General features: G+C 74.8%; 17 protein-coding genes and 1 tRNA gene. 11 read left to right on the plus strand and 7 right to left on the minus strand.

What is annotated here, in order from left to right; genetic code table 11:
- Positions 1 to 29 precede the first annotated feature (29 nt).
- The 4 genes from ACFYUZ_RS29210 (at position 30) to ACFYUZ_RS29225 (ending at position 2,951) form a co-directional block, all read left to right on the plus strand.
- A complete protein-coding gene (locus tag ACFYUZ_RS29210) occupies positions 30 to 377 on the plus strand; it encodes a hypothetical protein (protein WP_389314203.1) in 348 nt (115 codons plus the stop codon).
- A 412-nt stretch (positions 378 to 789) separates the two neighbouring features.
- Positions 790 to 1,950, plus strand: a complete 1,161-nt coding sequence (locus tag ACFYUZ_RS29215) for a helix-turn-helix domain-containing protein (protein ID WP_389314205.1) — start codon at positions 790 to 792, stop codon at positions 1,948 to 1,950.
- Between the two features lie 209 nt (positions 1,951 to 2,159).
- Positions 2,160 to 2,762, plus strand: a complete 603-nt coding sequence (gene orn / locus ACFYUZ_RS29220; RefSeq protein ID WP_389314207.1) for an oligoribonuclease — start codon at positions 2,160 to 2,162, stop codon at positions 2,760 to 2,762.
- Positions 2,763 to 2,878: 116 nt separating this feature from the next.
- Positions 2,879 to 2,951: transfer RNA gene (locus ACFYUZ_RS29225), tRNA-His, on the plus strand.
- Between the two features lie 239 nt (positions 2,952 to 3,190).
- Here the strand turns inward: ACFYUZ_RS29225 and ACFYUZ_RS29230 are convergent.
- The 3 genes from ACFYUZ_RS29230 to ACFYUZ_RS29240 form a co-directional block, all read right to left on the minus strand.
- Entirely contained in the window at positions 3,191 to 4,708 is a 1,518-nt protein-coding gene (locus ACFYUZ_RS29230; RefSeq protein ID WP_389314209.1) for a cellulose binding domain-containing protein, read from the minus strand.
- A gap of 141 nt (positions 4,709 to 4,849) precedes the next feature.
- Positions 4,850 to 6,247, minus strand: coding sequence for an ATP-binding protein (locus ACFYUZ_RS29235; protein WP_389314211.1), 1,398 nt, complete (start codon positions 6,245 to 6,247; stop codon positions 4,850 to 4,852).
- Positions 6,244 to 6,954, minus strand: a complete 711-nt coding sequence (locus ACFYUZ_RS29240; RefSeq protein ID WP_389314213.1) for a response regulator transcription factor — start codon at positions 6,952 to 6,954, stop codon at positions 6,244 to 6,246. The genes ACFYUZ_RS29235 and ACFYUZ_RS29240 overlap by 4 nt, the downstream gene beginning before the upstream one ends.
- 87 nt (positions 6,955 to 7,041) lie before the next feature.
- Here ACFYUZ_RS29240 and ACFYUZ_RS29245 point away from each other — a divergent pair, with 87 nt between their 5' ends.
- Positions 7,042 to 7,638, plus strand: coding sequence for a hypothetical protein (locus ACFYUZ_RS29245; protein WP_389314215.1), 597 nt, complete (start codon positions 7,042 to 7,044; stop codon positions 7,636 to 7,638).
- A gap of 7 nt (positions 7,639 to 7,645) precedes the next feature.
- Here ACFYUZ_RS29245 and ACFYUZ_RS29250 read toward each other — a convergent pair whose 3' ends face one another.
- The gene (locus tag ACFYUZ_RS29250; RefSeq protein WP_356902475.1) at positions 7,646 to 8,512 is read right to left on the minus strand and encodes a fused MFS/spermidine synthase; all 867 of its coding nucleotides are present in this window, start codon (positions 8,510 to 8,512) and stop codon (positions 7,646 to 7,648) included.
- A gap of 55 nt (positions 8,513 to 8,567) precedes the next feature.
- Complete coding sequence (locus tag ACFYUZ_RS29255; protein ID WP_389314217.1) at positions 8,568 to 9,038, minus strand: hypothetical protein; 471 nt, start codon at positions 9,036 to 9,038, stop codon at positions 8,568 to 8,570.
- Positions 9,039 to 9,262: 224 nt separating this feature from the next.
- On the opposite strand from ACFYUZ_RS29255, the gene ACFYUZ_RS29260 reads away from it, so the two are divergent.
- Positions 9,263 to 10,552, plus strand: coding sequence for a tetratricopeptide repeat protein (locus ACFYUZ_RS29260; RefSeq protein ID WP_389314219.1), 1,290 nt, complete (start codon positions 9,263 to 9,265; stop codon positions 10,550 to 10,552).
- 70 nt (positions 10,553 to 10,622) lie between these two features.
- On the opposite strand, the gene ACFYUZ_RS29265 is transcribed toward ACFYUZ_RS29260, so the two are convergent.
- Complete coding sequence (locus tag ACFYUZ_RS29265) at positions 10,623 to 11,219, minus strand: histidine phosphatase family protein (RefSeq protein ID WP_389314221.1); 597 nt, start codon at positions 11,217 to 11,219, stop codon at positions 10,623 to 10,625.
- 143 nt (positions 11,220 to 11,362) lie between these two features.
- Here ACFYUZ_RS29265 and ACFYUZ_RS29270 point away from each other — a divergent pair, with 143 nt between their 5' ends.
- Genes ACFYUZ_RS29270 through ACFYUZ_RS29285 form a run of 4 tightly spaced genes read left to right on the plus strand, consistent with a single transcriptional unit; the run spans position 11,363 to position 16,234 of the window.
- A complete protein-coding gene (locus tag ACFYUZ_RS29270) occupies positions 11,363 to 12,205 on the plus strand; it encodes a phosphatase PAP2 family protein (protein ID WP_389314223.1) in 843 nt (280 codons plus the stop codon).
- Positions 12,135 to 13,262, plus strand: coding sequence for a hypothetical protein (locus ACFYUZ_RS29275; protein WP_389314224.1), 1,128 nt, complete (start codon positions 12,135 to 12,137; stop codon positions 13,260 to 13,262). Before ACFYUZ_RS29270 ends, ACFYUZ_RS29275 begins: the two co-directional genes overlap by 71 nt.
- On the plus strand, positions 13,253 to 14,842 hold the full coding sequence (locus tag ACFYUZ_RS29280) for a hypothetical protein (RefSeq protein WP_389314226.1): 1,590 nt from the start codon (positions 13,253 to 13,255) through the stop codon (positions 14,840 to 14,842). The genes ACFYUZ_RS29275 and ACFYUZ_RS29280 overlap by 10 nt, the downstream gene beginning before the upstream one ends.
- 60 nt (positions 14,843 to 14,902) lie before the next feature.
- A complete protein-coding gene (locus ACFYUZ_RS29285; protein WP_389314228.1) occupies positions 14,903 to 16,234 on the plus strand; it encodes an AAA family ATPase in 1,332 nt (443 codons plus the stop codon).
- A gap of 125 nt (positions 16,235 to 16,359) precedes the next feature.
- Here the strand turns inward: ACFYUZ_RS29285 and ACFYUZ_RS29290 are convergent, their stop codons facing one another.
- On the minus strand, positions 16,360 to 16,527 hold the full coding sequence (locus ACFYUZ_RS29290; protein ID WP_185094555.1) for a hypothetical protein: 168 nt from the start codon (positions 16,525 to 16,527) through the stop codon (positions 16,360 to 16,362).
- Positions 16,528 to 17,000: 473 nt separating this feature from the next.
- On the opposite strand from ACFYUZ_RS29290, the gene ACFYUZ_RS29295 reads away from it, so the two are divergent.
- Entirely contained in the window at positions 17,001 to 17,357 is a 357-nt protein-coding gene (locus ACFYUZ_RS29295; protein ID WP_030693847.1) for a hypothetical protein, read from the plus strand.
- Positions 17,358 to 17,382: the final 25 nt, after the last annotated feature.

The following is a 17,382-nucleotide window of genomic DNA, read 5'->3' on the forward strand; positions in this document are numbered from 1 at the left end:
CCCGCCCCACCGTCGCAGGGAGACCGCCCGTGCCCGCACCATCGACCGCCGCCGGCCAGACCTCCGCCGCCCACACCCCCACCCTCGGCTCGCCCCGCTCCCGGCGCCGGGCGCCCGCCCTCCCCCCGACCGCCGGCGCGGCCCCGGAGCCGGGAACGGGGACGGGCGCGACGGAGCAGGCCGGTGACGTCGTCCGCTGGGCGGCCTTCTGCTGCGCGCTGGTCCCCGTGGTGCTGGTCGTCTACGGCACCTCGCTCGGCGGGGCCGCCGGGACCGCGCTCGGGCTCGTCTCGGTGACGGCGGCCTGTCGGCTGCTGCTGCGCCGCTCGGAGCGCGGACTGCGGTCCGAGACGGTCCGGCCGAGGCGGCGGAACTAGGGCTCCGAGCCGGCTCCGACCCCCTTCGAGTTGACAGGTTCGTACACCCGACCCCATATGTTTTCAGCCAACTTGAAGCCGACGGCGAGTCCCTGGCGGAACGGTTGGCCAAGCCCGGCGCCGACGGCCGCGGAAGCCTTGTCCCCGGGGCCCACACCCCCCGCGTACGGGGACGTTGGCCACCCCGCCCCTTCCCCCGGCGGCCGCCGGACGCAAGACTTCGCGATCGATCGCTTCACGCCAAGTTGCCTTGTCGACAATCCACCGGATGGAGAACTTGTCACGCCGGCGCCACGGGACACAGTAGATTCGATCATGGGTACCGAAGACTGGGGTCTCGTGCAAAACCGAGGGGAAACGTGCAGGAGCGACACGACCAGGGAGACGCGAACACCGAGGGGGGCTTAGCGTCATGAGCCAGGACTCCGCCGCACCGGAGGTCGCACGGAAGCTGTCCGGGCGCCGCCGTCGCGAAGTCGTCGCGGTGCTGCTGTTCAGCGGCGGCCCCATCTTCGAGAGCTCCATCCCGCTCTCCGTGTTCGGCATCGACCGGCAGGACGCCGGAGTGCCACGCTACCGGCTGCTCGTCTGCGCCGGCGAGGAAGGCCCGCTGCGGACCACCGGCGGGCTCGAACTCACCGCGCCGTACGGCCTGGAGGCCATCGGCCGGGCGGGCACCGTCGTCGTCCCGGCCTGGCGGTCGATCACCTCGCCGCCGCCGCCGGAGGCGCTCGAAGCGCTGCGCCGCGCGCACGAGGAGGGGGCCAGGATCGTCGGGCTGTGCACCGGGGCGTTCGTCCTGGCCGCGGCCGGACTGCTCGACGGCCGCCCGGCGACCACGCACTGGATGTACGCGCCGACGCTCGCCAAGCGCTATCCGTCGGTCCACGTGGACCCGCGGGAGCTCTTCGTCGACGACGGGGACGTGCTGACCTCCGCCGGCACCGCGGCCGGAATCGATCTGTGTCTGCACATCGTGCGGACCGACCACGGCACCGAGGCCGCGGGCGCGCTGGCGCGCCGGCTGGTCGTCCCGCCGCGGCGCAGCGGCGGTCAGGAGCGCTACCTCGACAGGTCTTTACCCGAGGAGATCGGCGCCGACCCGCTGGCCGAGGTCGTCGCCTGGGCGCTGGAGCACCTCCACGAGCAGTTCGACGTGGAGACGCTCGCCGCGCGCGCCTACATGTCACGGCGGACCTTCGACCGCCGGTTCCGCTCGCTGACGGGCTCCGCCCCGCTCCAGTGGCTGATCACCCAGCGGGTGCTGCAGGCGCAGCGGCTGCTCGAGACCTCCGACTACTCGGTCGACGAGGTCGCGGGCCGGTGCGGCTTCCGCTCCCCGGTGGCGCTGCGCGGCCACTTCCGGCGCCAGCTCGGCTCCTCGCCGGCCGCCTACCGCGCGGCGTACCGCGCCCGGCGGCCGCAGGGCGAGGCCGGTACGGCGGTGCTCGAAGCGGCGGTGCCGGCCCAGGGTCCGGCGGGTCTCCGCAGGCCGCTGGAGCCGGGCAAGCCGCAGTCGGACGCGTACGCCTCCGGCCGCCCGGCCCTGCCGGGCCAGCGCAGCGCGCCGTAACAGGACCGCCGCCGCCACAAGCGGCGCGACGCAGGACCGACGGGCCCCCGGGGACACCTCCCCCGGGGGCCCGTCGGCCTGCCGGGGCGGTTCCGAAGGTCCGCGGGCCCGGTCCGGCCGGGCGGGACACGCCCGGGGCCTGCCTTTCGGATCGGACCGGGCTCCGCGAGCCCGGTCCGATCCGAAAGGCAGGCCCTAAGGTAGGACGCATGAACGATCGCATGGTGTGGATCGACTGCGAGATGACCGGGCTCTCGCTGACGGACGACGCACTCATCGAGGTGGCCGCGCTGGTCACCGACTCGGAACTGAACGTGCTCGGCGACGGCGTGGACATCGTGATCCGCCCGCCGGACGCCGCCCTGGAGACCATGCCGGAGATCGTGCGCCAGATGCACACGGCCTCGGGGCTGCTCGACGCGCTCGCCGGCGGCACCACGCTCGCCGACGCGGAGGCCCAGGTCCTCGCGTACATCCGCGAGCACGTCAAGGAGCCGGGCAAGGCGCCGCTGTGCGGGAACTCGGTCTCCACGGACCGCGGCTTCCTCGCGCGCGACATGCCCGCCCTGGAGAGCCACCTGCACTACCGGATCGTCGATGTCTCCTCGGTCAAGGAGCTGGCCCGCCGCTGGTACCCGAGGGCGTACTTCAACAGTCCGGAGAAGAACGGCAACCACCGGGCGCTCGCCGACATCCGCGAGTCCATCGCGGAGCTGCGCTACTACCGCGAGGCGGTCTTCGTCCCGCAGCCCGGACCGGACTCGGAGACCGCGAAGAAGATCGCGGCCCGTCACGTCGTCCCCGCCGAATAGCCGCTCGATCGGGCCCGCTCGCGCCCGGCGAAGAATGCGTGCGCGAGCACCCCTCGGAACCCTGTAGACTTCTTCTCGGCCGGTCGGGGAAACCTTCGGGAAAACCGCCGGTCGTGGTGGGTATAGCTCAGCTGGTAGAGCACCTGGTTGTGGTCCAGGATGTCGCGGGTTCGAGTCCCGTTACTCACCCTGATGGCTCAGGCCCCGGTTCGCAGGAACCGGGGCCTGAGCCGTTCTCATGTGCGATGACCCGCGGGGCGGGACCGCCCCTCCACCCCTCCGACTCCCCGTGTGACGGAGCGCACACCGGAAGCCCGCTGCGGTCAGGGGATGGGATCGCTCCCAGGCACGAAGGGTGCGCGCCCCGGTCGGCGGTGGGGGGGTTCCGGCCGGGGCGCGCTGTGTGGGGGGACGGGAATGTCCGGCTGCTACTTGTAGGCGCCGAGGGCCCTCGTGAAGGCCAGCGGCTGCTGGAGGATCGAGGAGCAGGTGGGATCGGCGTAGGTCACGGCGCCGGCCGCGCACTGCTTGTCACGGGCCGAGGACCACATCGAGAGCCGGCCGATCCCCTTGGACCTCGCGAAGTCGACGAGCTGGGCGGCGTCCTCGACCGTGAAGACCTCGGAGGCGACGTCGTTGACGCCGATCATCGGGGTGACCGCGACGGCCTTCCAGGCGGCCGCGTCGGAGAGGCCGAGGACGCCCTTGATCTGGGCCTGGGTCGCGGTCGCGGCCTGGATCGCGTACGTGCCCATGTCGGCGCTGTACGCCGGTCCGTAGTCCATCGCCATGATGTTGACGGCGTCGACGCGGACCCCGTTCCTCTTGGCGTCGGCGATCAGGTCCACGCCCGGCTGGGTCAGGCCCTCGGGCATGACCGGCAGGGTGAAGGAGACGTCCAGGCCCGGGTGGGACTTCTGGAGCTGGGCGATCGCCTGCGAGCGGCGGGTGTTGGCGGCGGTGTCCGGGAGGGCCGCGCCCTCGATGTCGAAGTCGAGCTTGGTGAGCTCGTACTGGTCGACGACCTTGCCGTACGCGGCGGCGAGCGCCGAGGAGGTCGAGCAGTTCAGGGCCAGCTCGTGGCCGGCGGCGCCGCCGAAGGAGACGCGGACGTCGCCGCCCTTGGCGCGCAGGGCGCCGATCTGGGCCGCGACCCTGTCGTTCGCGAGGTCGGTGACGCCGCCCCACAGCGGGGCGCAGGAGCCGCCGGAGGTGATGAAGGCGAGGTTGAACTCCTTCACGCCGGTGGCGTCGGCGGTCGCGAGCAGGTCGTACGCCGGGTAGAGCGAGGTGTCGACGTACGGGGCGTACCTGGCCCCCGCGGCCGGGGAGCCGGTGGAGGTCGCGGTGGGGGTGGGCGTGGGCCGCGCGGTGGCCGTGGCGGTCGGCTTCGGGCTCGTGGTGGCGGTGGCGGTCGGCGTGGGCCTCACGGTCGCGGTGGCCGTCGGCTTCGGGGAGGCCGTCGCGGTGGGCTGCCCGGTGGGGCGGCCGCTCGGGGTGGGGGTGGCGCCTCCGGCGGAGCAGGCGGCCCTGTTGATGAGGCAGCCGGTGGGGTCGCCTGCCTGGCCGGCGGCCGAGGTGACGAAGCCGACGGTGACGGACCGGCCGGGCTCCAGCCGCCTGTTCCAGTCGGCGGGCCTCACGGTGACGTGGTTGCCGGAGACGGTGTGCTCGCCGTTCCACAGGGAGCCGATGGTGGTGCCGGCCGGGAGGTCGAACTCCAGGGTCCAGTCGGACTGGGCGGTGGTCGTCTCGTTGGTGACGACGTACTGGCCGGTGTAGCCGCCGGTCCAGGAGCTGGTCCGGGTGTAGGCGGCGCCGACGGCGGCGGCCTGGGCGGTGCCGGTGAGCGCGAAGGCCGCGCCGCCGACGACGGCGGCCGCGACGACCGCTCCGACGACCTTGGTCCGGGTGCTCGTCCTGCGCCGGTGCGAACTGGTGCCCATCGCGTGCCTGCCTCTGCGTGCCGGGGGTGGGGTGGGGTGCGGCAGCACGCTAGCGCCGGTAAAACGGACAATTGCCGCCTTCGGCACCGCCGTTCGGATTCTTAGGGTCCGCTTAAGGAAGGCATCGGAACCGGAAAAGGTTCAGGCCCGGCGGCTCCCCGGGGCCCTGCGCCGGCGGGCGGGCCGGTGGCCGCGCCGGCCCGTGCCGTCGCCCGCGCGCCGGCCGTCGAGGCCGATCCAGATCCGCACCTCCGTGCCGCCGAGGACCGAGTGGCCGATGCGGACGTCGCCGCCGGTGGCCTCCGCCATCCGCCGCACGATGTCGAGGCCCAGGCCCGTGGAGCCGTCCCGGCCGCCGCTGTTGCCGCGGACCAGGGCGGCGGCGGGGTCGGCGATGCCGGGGCCCGCGTCGGAGACGAGGACGATGACGGCGTCGTCGCCGTTGTGGACGTCGATGGAGAAGGCCGTGCCCTCGGGGGTGTGGCGGAAGACGTTGCCGAGCAGGGCGTCGAGGGCGGCGACGAGTTCGGGACGGGCGACGGGGATGCGGACCGGGCGCTCGACGCCGGCGACCCGCACCCGGCGGCCCTCGTCCTCGGCAAGCGCCGACCAGAACTCCATCCGCTCGCGGACCACTTCGGCGGCGTCGCAGCCGGCGCCGGGTCCGGTCGCCTGGGTCTGTGGCTTCGCCTCGCGGGCCGTGCGGATGATGATGTCGACCTCGCGCTCCAGCTGTTCGACGGCCGCGCGGGTCTGCTCGGCGGCGGGCGAGGAGCCGAGCGAGGCCGCGTTGAGGCGGAGCACGGTGAGCGGGGTGCGGAGCCGGTGGGAGAGGTCGGCGGCCAGCTCCCGCTCGTTGGCGAGGAGCTGCACGACCTGGTCGGCCATCGAGTTGAAGGCGACGGCGGCCGACTTGAGTTCGGGCGGCCCCTCCTCGGGGACGCGTGCGCCGAGCCTGCCCTCGCCGAGGTCGTGGGCGGCTCCGGCGAGCCGCTGGGCGGGCCGGACCATGCGGACGCCGAGGCGGTCGGCGACGGCGACGGAGCCGACGACGAGGGCGGTGCCGACGCCGGCGAGGACGAGCCAGGCGGTGGCGACGCCGTTGCTGACCTCCCCCTCGGGGACGAAGAGTTCGACGACGGCGACCTGGCCGCTGCTGAGCGCGGTGGGCTGGAGCAGGACGAAGCCGCCGGGGACCTCGGCGATGGAGGCGCGGCCGAGGCCGCGGGTGGCGGCGAGCTCCGCCGGGGCGGCGCGGCGGGTGCCGATCTCCAGGGCGGTGCCGCCGGGCGCGGGGGCGGGCACGTGGATGGCGAGCCGGCCCGCGGCCCCGTCCTCGGTGGTGGCGACGGCCTTGCCGAGTTCGTCGCGGTCGGTGGTGATCGCGAGGACGGGGGCGAGGCCGGCGGCCCGGCGTTCGGCGTTGGAGAAGGCCCGGTCGCGGGCCATCTCCTCGACGACGAGCCCGAGGGGGACGGCGAAGGCGAAGGCGACCATGGCGGTGACGGCCAGGGACACCTTGACGAGCGCCCATCTCACGGCTGCGGCTCCCGGGGCGGCTCCAGCTTCACGCCGACCCCGCGCAGGGTGTGCAGGTAGCGGGGCCGGGCGGCCGTCTCGCCCAGCTTCCGGCGCAGCCACGACAGGTGGACGTCGATGGTCTGGTCGTCGCCGTACGACTGCTGCCAGACCTCGGCGAGCAGCTCCTTGCGCGGGACGACGACGCCGGGCCGCCCGGCGAGGAAGGCGAGCAGGTCGAACTCGCGGCGGGTCAGGTCCAACGGCGTCCCGTCGAGCTCCGCCTGACGGCGCAGCGGGTCGACGGTGAGCCCGCCGACGCGGAGGACCCGGGAGGGCGGCGGCTCGCCCGCGGCGGCCCGCGAGCGGCGCAGGACGGCGGCCATCCGCGCGGAGAGGTGGTCGACGGAGAAGGGCTTCACGAGGTAGTCGTCGGCCCCGGCGTGGAGCAGCCGTACGATCTCGGCCTCGTCGTCCCGGGCGGTCGCGATGATCACCGGGACGTCGGTGATCCCGCGCAGCATCTTGAGCGCCTCGGACCCGTCGAGATCGGGCAGACCGAGGTCCAGGATCACGACGTCGAAGCGGAAATGGGCGACCTCGCGCAGCGCCTCCAGAGCCGTGCCGACGCTCCGTACGGTGTGGGATTCCGCCGAAGACGCAGTCAGCTGCCGGATGAGGGCGGAGCGCACGAACTGGTCGTCCTCGACCACGAGCACACTTGCCATGGGCGGCACCGTACGCCATCCGGGTGAGGCCGCGAGCGGTGTCCACCCTCCGGTACGGGCCTCGGTCCGGTGGTGCACTATGTCCCGGTGCGAAGAGGACTCGTTCACGCCCTGGCCTGGTCGCTCGCCACCGGCGCGGCGGTCGCCCTGTCCTGGTGGGGGGTGCACACGGTGCTGTCCGGCACGGTGTACGACCCGCCCCGCGCACTGCCCCTCCCGGCCGGCCCCGCCATCGGAACGGCCGCCTCCGGGGGCGATCCGCAGGCCTCCGCCCGGCGGCCCGAGAGCTCCCCGCCCTCCGCGGCCGCCACCCCGACGTCCACGCCGAGCGAGGCCCGCACGCCCCCGGCCACCCCGTCCGCGCCCCCCTCGCACCGCCCGGACCCCACGACGCGGACGTCCGCCGCGCCGACCACGGAACCGGCCTCCGGGGCGGGATCCGGGCCGGGCTCCGGCGAGGGCGTGAAGACCTACACCGTGGACGGCGGCCGGGTCACCTTCGACCTCGGGGAGACCTCGGCGGAACTGGTCTCGGCGACGCCCGCGTCCGGCTGGCGGATGCAGGTGTGGAAGCAGCCGACCTGGATCCGGGTCACCTTCACCGAGGACGGCCGCGAGCTGTCGGTCTTCTGCGTGTGGCACGACAGCGCGCCCCGCGTGGAGACCGACGACCGCCGGACGTGAGCGGTGGTCAGCGGAAGGCGGACGCCGGGGGTACGGGCGAGGGCTTGGCGCTCGCGTCGGTGACGGGCGCCGCTCCCCCGGCGAAGTCGGCGAGGGCCCGGCCGTGCTCCACGCGCCCCGGGTGCGGGTCGGTGGCGACCCGGCGGGTCAGTTCGGCCACCGGCAGCTCGCGGTCCGAGGCGAGCAGCACCGCGTTGCCGAAGCGGCGGCCGCGCAGGACCGTCGGGTCGGCGGTGAGCGCCAGTTCGGGGAAGACGGCGGCGGCGGTGGCGATCTGGCCGCGCAGATGGGTCAGGGGCGGGCCGTCGGCGAGGTTCGCCGCGTAGAAGCCGCCGGGCCTCAGCACCCGCCGCACCTCGGTGAGGAACTCGGTGCTGGTCAGGTGGGCCGGGGTGCGGGCCCCGCTGAACACGTCGGCGATGACGAGGTCGGCCCAGCCGTCCTGGACCTTGGCGAGGCCGGCGCGGGCGTCGGTGGAGCGGACCCGGATGCGGGCCCCGGCGTCGAGGGGCAGTTCCCGGCGGACGAGCTGGACCAGGGGCGCGTCGAGCTCCACGATCTGCTGGGTGGAGCGGGGCCGGGTCGCGGCGACGTACCGGGCGAGGGTGAAGGCGCCGCCGCCGAGGTGGACGGCCTGGAGCGGCCGGTTCGGCGGGGCGGCGAGGTCGGCGATGTGGCCGAGGCGCCGCTGGTACTCGAAGGTGAGGCGGGCCGGGTCGTCGAGGTCGACGTGCGACTGCGGGGCGCCGTCGATGAGCAGCGTCCAGCCGCGCGGGCGTTCCCGGTCGGGTATGAGTTCGGCGAGTCCGCCGTCGACGGTCTCGACGACGGGGACGGCCGCCGCCGCCCGGTCCCGCTGTTTGTTCCTGGCCACGGGCCCATTATCGGGGCACGGCCGACGGGCGGCTCAGTGGCAGCCGTGGGGCGGCTCAGTGGCAGCCGTCGGCCGCCTCGATGAGCCGGGCCGCCTCGCCGAGCGCCTCGCGCAGGACGGCGGGGTCGGTGACGGGGTCGGCGTCGCCCGGGGGCAGCAGCCAGCCGGCGGGGCGCGGCGCGTCGCCCGCCGGCTCGGGGAGTTCGGGCAGCTCGGGGAGGCGCAGGCCCCGCCCCGAGGTGCGCGTACAGGCGCTGCCCGGCATGTCCCAGGCGGCGGCGGTGCCGGGCGGCACCAGGAAGCCGAGGGTGTCGCAGGTGCCGTCGTGGACGACCGGTCCGACGGCGGGGGCGGCGGCGCGGCGCAGGATGTCCACGGCCTCCAGGCCCTGGCGGACCGGGACGGTCACCAGGTCCCAGGCGCCGGCGGCGACCCGGGACCCCTCGGCCTCCCGGCCGGGTGCGTGGTGCGCGGCCTCCGGGGTGGGCACGTGCCGCGTGGCCGCCTGCGAACCGATCTCCGACATGGGGACCCCTCCTCGCTCCAGAGGAGACGCGTTCCGTCTCTCCTTTACGGTTCAACGCCCGTGCACGTCAACGGCTACGGCGGGATGCCGCCGCAAAGGATGGCAGTTCATGGCAGATCGCAGGCGAGATATCCGATTTGTAGCCAAACTCAGCGTACGCGTCCGGTCACAGCAGGTACGTTCTTGCCGCCGGAAACCCGGCAGCACCAGGAGAGGGCTCGGCCATGGCGATGTCACGGGCAGTTCCCAATCTCGCCTTCCGTCGGCTCCGCGGACAGCACTCGCCGGCGGAGTTCGCCGCGGCGGTCCGCCGGGCGGCGCGGGAGATCGGCGAACAGGTCGCGTGCGACGCCCGCTACATCGGGCGCGTGGAGGCGGGCGAGATCCGCTGCCCCAACTACGCGTACGAGCGGGTCTTCCTGCACATGTTCCCCGGTCTGAGCCTCTCCGACCTGGGGTTCTCCGCGCGGGAGACGGTGCGCGGCCGGCGGCAGGCCGTCCCGGCCGGGGCAGCGCCTCCCGCCGCCATCACCACCCGGAACGATGAGGAGAGCGACGTGCTGCGTCGCGCATTCATGACGAGCGGCTCCGCCACCCTGGCGGTCGCCTCGCTGGGACTCGGCGGCCCCGCCGTCGCGATCCCCTCACCCCGCGGCACCCACCGGATCGGCGAGACCGAGGTGCGGGCCGTCGAGGACGCCGTGCGACGGATCCGGCTGCTCGACGACCGGCACGGCGCCGACGGGCTCTACAAGGTGGCCGCCCAGCCGCTCCGCACCGCGTACGCGCTCCTCGACGCCGGCACCATGACCCGCCGCTCCACCGAGGACCGGCTGCACGCGGGCGCGGGCGAGCTCTCCCTCTCCGTCGGCTGGCTGGCCCACGACTCGGGCCGGCACGAGGACGCGCGCTCGCACTACGCGGAGGCGCTGGCCACCGCGCGCGTGGCGGGGAACGCGGCGCTGGAGGCGCACGCCTTCTGCAACACCTCGTTCCTGGCCCGGGACACCGGCCGCTACCGCGAGGCGGTCCGGGCGGCCCAGGCGGGCCTGCGGGCCGCGCAGCCGCTGGACTCGGACCGGCTCCTCTCGCTGCTCTCGCTGCGGGAGGCGGGCGGGTGGGCGGGGCTCGGCGACCGCTCCGCCTGCGAGCAGGCCCTCGGCCGCGCGCACCAGCACTTCGAGCGGGGCCCGGCCGAGGGCGACCCCGAGTGGATGTCCTTCTTCGGCGAGCCGGAGCGGGAGGCGCTGGAGGCCGGGTGCTGGTCGGCGCTCGGGGAGTGGGGCCGGGCGGCGCGCCACGCCCACCGGGCGGTGGTCCTGCAGAACCCGCACTTCGCCCGGAACCTCGCGCTCTACCGGGCCCACCTCGCCAAGGACCTGGCGCACGCCGGCCGCCGGGACGAGGCGGCGGCGGAGGCGCGGCGCGTCGTGGACTCCCTCGACGGCATCGCCTCGGCCCGGATCCGCGACCTGCTCTCGGAGACCAGCCGGGTCCTGGCCGGCACGTACTGAGCGGCAGGTGCTGGTCGGCACGTACTGAGCGGCACGTGCCGGGCGGGGCCCCGGGGCCCCGCTCCACGGGCTACTGCTCCAGGTGCCCCGTGTCGTTCCAGCGCTCGATCGCCGGGGCGCCGTACGCCCAGCCGAGGACCGAGAGGCTCGTCGGGTCCAGGCGGATGCGGGAGGCGAAGGAGACGTCCTCGCCGAGCCAACGCGCCCCGATCGAGCGCAGGATGTGACCGTGGGCGAAGACCAGGACGTCCCGGTCGGCGGAGCGGGCCCACTCCACGATCCCGTCGGCGCGGTCCGACAGCTGGGCGAGCGTCTCCCCCTCGGGGACGCCGTCGCGCCAGATGAACCAGTCCGGCTGGATCTTCCGGATCTCCGGCGGGGTCAGCCCCTCGTACGCCCCGTAGTCCCACTCCATCAGCGCGTCCCAGGGCTCGGCCCGGTCCCCGAAGCCGGCGAGCTCGCAGGTCTCGCTGGCCCGGACGAGCGGGCTGGTGCGCACCTCCACGTCGGGCAGCCCCTGCCAGGGACCCCGGTGCAGGCGCTCGCCGAGCAGTTTCGCCCCTCGCCGTCCCTCGTCGAGCAGCGGTATGTCGGTCCTGCCGGTGTGCCGGCCGAGAAGGGACCACTCGGTCTGGCCGTGCCGGGCGAGCAGGATGCGCGGTGCCATGGGAAGGACGCTCCAGGGGTTCACGGTGCGGACGTGCCTCCTCCCATCATCGCCGACGTGAACGCGCGGTGGCGCCCGGGCAACCCGCCGGGGCCTCCTCGCGTCCCCTCCCCCGGGCCGATCACCGACTGGGGGACTCGTTCATGCGCAAGCCACGCTGGTGGGCGGAGCTGTCCCTGGTCGCCGTCGTGTACGCGGCCTATTCGGGCGGGCGGCTCCTGGTGAAGGGCGACGAGGCCTCGGCCGTGGCGCACGGGCTCGCGGTCCTGCGGTTCGAGGAGGGCCTCGGGATCGACGCCGAGCACCCGCTGAACCGGCTGTTCACGGACGTCCCCGCGCTCGGGGTCCCGGCGGACTTCGCGTACGCCTCGCTGCACTACCTGGTGACCCCGGCGGTCCTGGTGTGGCTCTTCCGCCGCCGCCCCGCGCACTACCGGGCCGCCCGCACCTGGCTGATGCTCTCCACCCTGCTCGGCCTCGTCGGCTTCACGCTGCTGCCGACCTGCCCGCCCCGGCTCCTCGACGCCGCCCACGGCTTCACGGACACGATGGCGCACTTCAGCGCGTACGGCTGGTGGGGCGGCGAGGCCAGCGCGCCGCGCGGGCTCGGCGGTCTGACGAACCAGTACGCGGCGATGCCCAGCCTGCACGTCGGCTGGGCGCTGTGGTGCGGGGTGATGCTGTGGCGGTACGGGCGGACGCCGCTCACGAAGGCCCTCGGGGTGGCGTATCCGCTGGTCACGACGGTGGTCGTGATGGGCACCGCCAACCACTACCTGCTCGACGCGGTCGCCGGTGCGGCCGTGATGGGCGCGGGTCTGCTGCTCGCCCCGTACGCGCTGCGGCTCGCCGACCGGATCGGCGGGAGGGCGGAAGCGCTCCCGGTTGTCAGTGGCGGATGGGAGACTTCCGCGGGTGAGCGCATCCCCGGACAGCGGTCCGTCCCGAGCACCGCGGACGACACCTCCTCGGCAACTACTGGCTGAGCTGCGCGGACCGGCCGTCGTGCCGCGTCCGCTGGACGCCCGAGCCCTCGCGGCGCTCGCGGCCAACCCGGGCTGCCGGCGGCGGGCCGTCCTCGACGGCGCCGGCGTCGACAAGTCGGCGCTGGCCGCGAAGCTCGGCTCGCCGGCGCCGTTCGGCCAGTCGCAGTTCGCGATCGTGCGGGGCAACTCCTTCGAGGCGAAGGTCAAGGCGGACGGCGGGCGCGAACTGCTGCGTCTGATCGGCGTGGAGGAGCCGGGCGAGGTGTCCGTGCCCGACCTGGCGGCGGCCGGGCCCGAGGGGCGGGTGGCGCGCACGGCGCTCGCACTGCGGGAGGCGACCGCTGCCGGGGCCTGGGCGCTTCTGGACCATCCGCTGCTCGCCCTCGAGGTCGCCGGTTCCCCCGTCTACCTGGAGCCGGACGCGGTGGTGGTGCGCCCCGACGGCGGGTGGACGGTGGTGGAGATCAAGTCGTTCCCGATGATCGACGGTTCGGCCGACGCGGCGAAGGTGGGCGCGGCGGCCCGTCAGGCCGCCGTGTACGTGCTGGCGCTGGAGCGGGTGGCGGCCCGCACGGAGGGCGCGCGGGTCGCGCAGTCGGTGCTCCTCGTCTGCCCGAAGGACTTCTCGAACGTGCCGACGGCCTCGGTGGTCGACGTGCGCAAGCAGCGCTCGGTGACCCGGCGTCAGCTGGCCCGGCTGACCCGGATCGACGAGATCGCGCGGGCCCTGCCGGAGGGCATCAGCTTCGACGTGGTGGAGCGGACCCCGGAGGAGCTGACGGCGGCCGTGGAGTGCGTCCCCCATCAGTACGCGCCGGAGTGCCTGGCCGCCTGCGAGCTGGCCTTCCACTGCCGGGCGCGCGCCCGGGAGGCGGGCGCGGTGGAGACCCTGGGCCGTTCCGTACGGGGGGAGTTGGGCGGTCTGACGACGGTCGGGGCGGTCCTGGCGGCGGCGCGCGGCGAGGAGGGCGACCCGGAGGACCCGGCGGTGGCGGCGCTGCGCCGGGCGCGGGCCCTGCGCGACGAGGCCCTGGCGGGGGTGGCGGCATGTCGCTGATCTCCACGCTCGCCCGGATGGAGGCCGTCGAGTCGGGCCGGGCGCAGCCGCTCGCCACGGTCCGGCACCGGCGGCTGTCCGCGCGGCCGTTGGTCCTGGTGCCGCTGACGACGGCCGGTGAGGCGGGCGCCCCGCTGGGCGCGCTGGTCGGCACCGACCCCGAGGAGCCGCGGCTCCTGGTGGTGCCGCAACCCCGGGACCGCGACCTGCGGTTCGCGTTCCTCGCGGACCTGGCCGAGGAGATCCTGCCGTACGTCGACTCGTTCACGGACGTCGTGGAGGCGGCGGAGCGGAACGAGGTCGACCCGGAGACCGGCAAGAAGGTGAAGGTCGAGGTCGAGCTGTGCGCCGACGCGCCGCAGCTGATCGTGCCGAGCCGGGCGGGCATCGAGTACGTGCGGCTGCTCGGGCGGTCGACGCGGTTCCGGCGGACGGCCGAGCAGGACCCGGAGACGCCGTTCCCGGCGCCGCCGCGGGTGCCGCTGCTCGGCCGGTGGCTGACGCACTTCGGCGAGCGGGCCCGGGTGCCCGGCTCCTCGCTGCTCCTCGCGGCGACGGACCTGCTCAACCGGCACTGGGCGACCGGCCAGTCGTCCCTGGAGGACCAGCACCTGGGCGCGCTGCTCGCCTGGATCGCCCCGCGGGACGGGGAGTCGGGCCCGGAGGGGGCGCTGCGGGCCGAGGTCGGCCGGGACGCCCAGGGGCAGCTGCTCTGCCCGCCGGCCGGTCCCGCGACCGACCCGGCCTTCGACAACAAGCTCCTGGCACCCGCGATCGAGCGGTACGACCGGGCCCGGCAGTCGCTCGGCGCGGCCGAGGACGGCGAGAGCGCCGACACGGGCCTCGCCGCACTGCACGGGGCCGAGCGGGAGCTGCGCCGGCTGATCGCCTCGCAGCTGAAGCCGACCTGGGACGCGGTCTGGCGGGCGGTCGAGCTGCTGCGGGAGCTGCCGGAGGGCGCCAGGGTCGAGGACCGCTGGACCCGCGACCGCTGGTCCTTCACCGGCCACCGGGACCGGATCGCGGCCGGCGAGCCGCCGCAGCCGCGCCGGGACGACGCCGTGACGGCCGCCTCGAAGCTCGCCGCCCGCGAGCAGGCCCAGGGCCAGCTGGAGGCGCAGGAGGCCCTCGACGACCCCCTGGTCCTGGCGGGGCGGCGGCTCGCGGGCGAGGCGTTCACGGCCGAGGTGGTCGAGGTGACGATGGCGTGGACGGAGTCGAAGCGGCCCGCGCCGCGCCCGCTCGTCACGGTCCGCACGGACGACCGGCCGCACCTGGGCGAGAAGGCGAGGGTGTACCGCTCGCTGGACGGCAAGCCGCAGACGGCGGAGTTCGTGCGGTACGAGGAGGACGGCTCGCTGCTCCTGCGGATCCTGGACCGGATGGGCCGGTCCAGGGAGCCCGCGGAGGGCTCGGTGCCGGAGAAGGGCGAGCGGATCGCCTGGACGCTGTTCGAGCACGACCAGCGGGTCGGTCCGAAGCTGCCGGACCCGGAGGAGACGCCCTGGACGCACGGCGGCCCGCCCCGGACGGACGCCGTGGAACCGCCCGACGCCGTGACCCCGGAAGACGTGCTGTGACCCCGACTCCGAAGGACGTGCTGTGCCCCTGTTCGACGCCGTGATCCCCGAGGACCTGCCGTGACCGTGTTCGACCCGTCCGCCGAGGCCGCCCGCGCGACCTCCGCCATCCTGGCGGACACCCTGCACGGCACCGCGCGGGGCGTCGTCGTCGACTCCCCGCCGGGCGCCGGGAAGTCGACGCTCGTGGTCCGGGCCGCCCTGGAGCTGGCCGCCGCCGGGCGCCCCCTGATGGTGGTCGCCCAGACGAACGCGCAGGTGGACGATCTGGTGCTGCGGCTCGCGGAGAAGGAGCCGGATTTGGAGGTCGGCCGGCTGCACTCCAGCGACTCCGACCCGTACGACAAGGCGCTCGACGACCTGGCGAACGTACGGAAGTCGGCGAAGGCGGGCGAGCTGGCCGGGCTGCCGGTCGTCCTGTCCACGGCCGCCAAGTGGGGGCACGTGAAGAACGTCGAGCCGTGGGCGCACGCGATCGTCGACGAGGCGTACCAGATGCGCTCGGACGCGCTGCTCGCCGTGGCGGGCCTCTTCGAGCGGGCGCTGTTCGTGGGCGACCCCGGGCAGCTCGACCCGTTCTCGGTGGTGGGCGCGGAGCAGTGGGCGGGGCTCACGTACGACCCGTCGGCGAGTGCCGTCTCCACGCTGCTCGCGCACAACCCGGAGCTGCCGCAGCACCGGCTGCCGGTCTCCTGGCGGCTGCCGGCCACGGCGGCGCCGCTGGTGTCGGACGCCTTCTACCCGTACACGCCGTTCCGCAGCGGCACCGGGCACGGGGACCGGAGCCTCTCCTTCGGGGTGCCCTCGGACGGTTCCGGTCCCGACCGGGTCCTCGACGAGGCCGCCGAGTCCGGCTGGGGCCTGCTCGAACTCCCGGCCCGGCACACTCCCCGCGCCGACCCCGAGGCGGTCGGCGCGATCGCCCTGGTCGTGCGCCGGCTCCTGGACCGGGGCGGTGCGGCGGTCTCGGAGCGCTCGGAGACCCCGGTCCCGCTCACCCCGGACCGGATCGCCGTCGGCACCGCCCACCGCGACCAGGCGGCGGCGGTCCGGGCGGCGCTCGCGGACCTCGGTGTGACGGGCGTGACGGTGGACACCGCGAACCGGCTCCAGGGCCGTGAGTACGACGTGACGGTCGTCCTGCACCCGCTGTCGGGCCGCCCGGACGCGACCGCCTTCCACCTGGAGACGGGCCGGCTGTGCGTGCTGGCCTCCCGGCACCGGCACGCGTGCGTCGTGGTCTGCCGGGCGGGCATGGCGGAGCTCCTCGACGAGCACCCGTCGACGGATCCGGTGCGGCTGGGGGTCGCGGTCTCGTTCCCCGACGGCTGGGAGGCGAACCACGCGGTCCTCTCCCACCTGGAGGAACACCGGGTGGCCTGGACGCCGTGAGGCGGGCGTCGAGGAGGCTCGGGCGCCGCGGAGCACCTGCCCCGCGCGTCCTGCCTCCACGGCGCGCCGCCGGTACCGGCGCGGCTCCGTCCTTGCCGCTCAGCCGGTCGTCCGACCTGGACCTCCTAGTGCCTCGGCGGCTTCTTCGGCTTCTTCCTCACGGCGTCGACGTGGGTCTGTTGGGTGTCGGTGACGACCGACACCACTTCCATGGCCGCCGGTGCGGCGAGGGCCCCGCAGAGCGCGAAGCCGCACACGCTCAGGGCGGCGCGTTTGCGAAGGGCTGCTTGCATGGGGCATCACCTGGCTATGACGAATCGCAGGCTCACCTTCCACGATTCTCCTCGCATCCTCGTGACGTCAAGAGGCAAATGCCTCAAAGGAAGTTGAATGCGTCAATGAGTCCGGAACGGGAGGAGTTCGGACGGTGGCGAGCCGGCCGCGCCCGGCCCCGTGCTCACCGAGCGCGTACAACACCGGCCCGGCGACACGCACACGGAAGCGGCCGGTCGCGAACCGTTCGCGGCGACGGCGGAGTTGGACTCCGCCGCGGCTCGGGCGACGCCCACCGTCTCCGAGGCGGTCCTCTCCCACCCGGAGGAACAGCGGGCGACCTGGACGCCGTGACCCGTCCCGCACGGGTCGAAACGGGGGCTCGGAGGGGCCGCGGGGGCGTACGGGCAAAGGTTCGCGCTCTTGCGGGACGCGAGACAATGGAAGACGGCCCGGGAGTCCGGGCCGTGCCTGTGCGAGGAGGAGAAGGACGATGGCGGAACCCGCGGAGCGGAGCGCACAGCGGCGGCTTCGGCCGGCACCGCTGATCTTCGAGCCTGCCGAGGCGACCGCCGACCCGGAGCACTTCTTCGACCTGGAGTCGATAGAGGACCCCCGCGAGCTGCTGTCCCGGGCGACGGAGCTGACGCTCGCGTTCCGGGCGGCGACGGACCGGGCGACCGAGTTCCAGGCGATCGCGGCCGCGCAGCTGGCGGATCCGCGCCGGTTCGACCGGCTGACGGCGGCGGACGTCGCCGAGCGGGCGGCGTGGACCGAGGACTACGCCCGGAAGATGATCGAATTCGGCCGCGACCTGATCCGGACGAACGGACAGCCGACGGAGGACTGAGCGCCACCCGGCCGGCAGCGGAGGA

The organism is Streptomyces sp. NPDC004266, from assembly GCF_042874095.1.
Lineage (GTDB): Bacteria > Actinomycetota > Actinomycetes > Streptomycetales > Streptomycetaceae > Streptomyces.

What these genes read in the sequence shown, in the direction of transcription:
- ACFYUZ_RS29215 (WP_389314205.1), top strand. Translation starts at nt 790, where the DNA reads ATGAGCCAGGACTCCGCCGCACCGGAGGTCGCACGGAAGCTGTCCGGG.
- orn (WP_389314207.1), top strand. Translation starts at nt 2,160, where the DNA reads ATGAACGATCGCATGGTGTGGATCGACTGCGAGATGACCGGGCTCTCG.
- ACFYUZ_RS29230 (WP_389314209.1), bottom strand. Translation starts at nt 4,708, where the DNA reads ATGGGCACCAGTTCGCACCGGCGCAGGACGAGCACCCGGACCAAGGTC.
- ACFYUZ_RS29240 (WP_389314213.1), bottom strand. Translation starts at nt 6,954, where the DNA reads ATGGCAAGTGTGCTCGTGGTCGAGGACGACCAGTTCGTGCGCTCCGCC.
- ACFYUZ_RS29255 (WP_389314217.1), bottom strand. Translation starts at nt 9,038, where the DNA reads ATGTCGGAGATCGGTTCGCAGGCGGCCACGCGGCACGTGCCCACCCCG.
- ACFYUZ_RS29260 (WP_389314219.1), top strand. Translation starts at nt 9,263, where the DNA reads ATGGCGATGTCACGGGCAGTTCCCAATCTCGCCTTCCGTCGGCTCCGC.
- ACFYUZ_RS29265 (WP_389314221.1), bottom strand. Translation starts at nt 11,219, where the DNA reads ATGGCACCGCGCATCCTGCTCGCCCGGCACGGCCAGACCGAGTGGTCC.
- ACFYUZ_RS29270 (WP_389314223.1), top strand. Translation starts at nt 11,363, where the DNA reads ATGCGCAAGCCACGCTGGTGGGCGGAGCTGTCCCTGGTCGCCGTCGTG.
- ACFYUZ_RS29280 (WP_389314226.1), top strand. Translation starts at nt 13,253, where the DNA reads ATGTCGCTGATCTCCACGCTCGCCCGGATGGAGGCCGTCGAGTCGGGC.
- ACFYUZ_RS29290 (WP_185094555.1), bottom strand. Translation starts at nt 16,527, where the DNA reads ATGCAAGCAGCCCTTCGCAAACGCGCCGCCCTGAGCGTGTGCGGCTTC.
- ACFYUZ_RS29295 (WP_030693847.1), top strand. Translation starts at nt 17,001, where the DNA reads ATGGCGGAACCCGCGGAGCGGAGCGCACAGCGGCGGCTTCGGCCGGCA.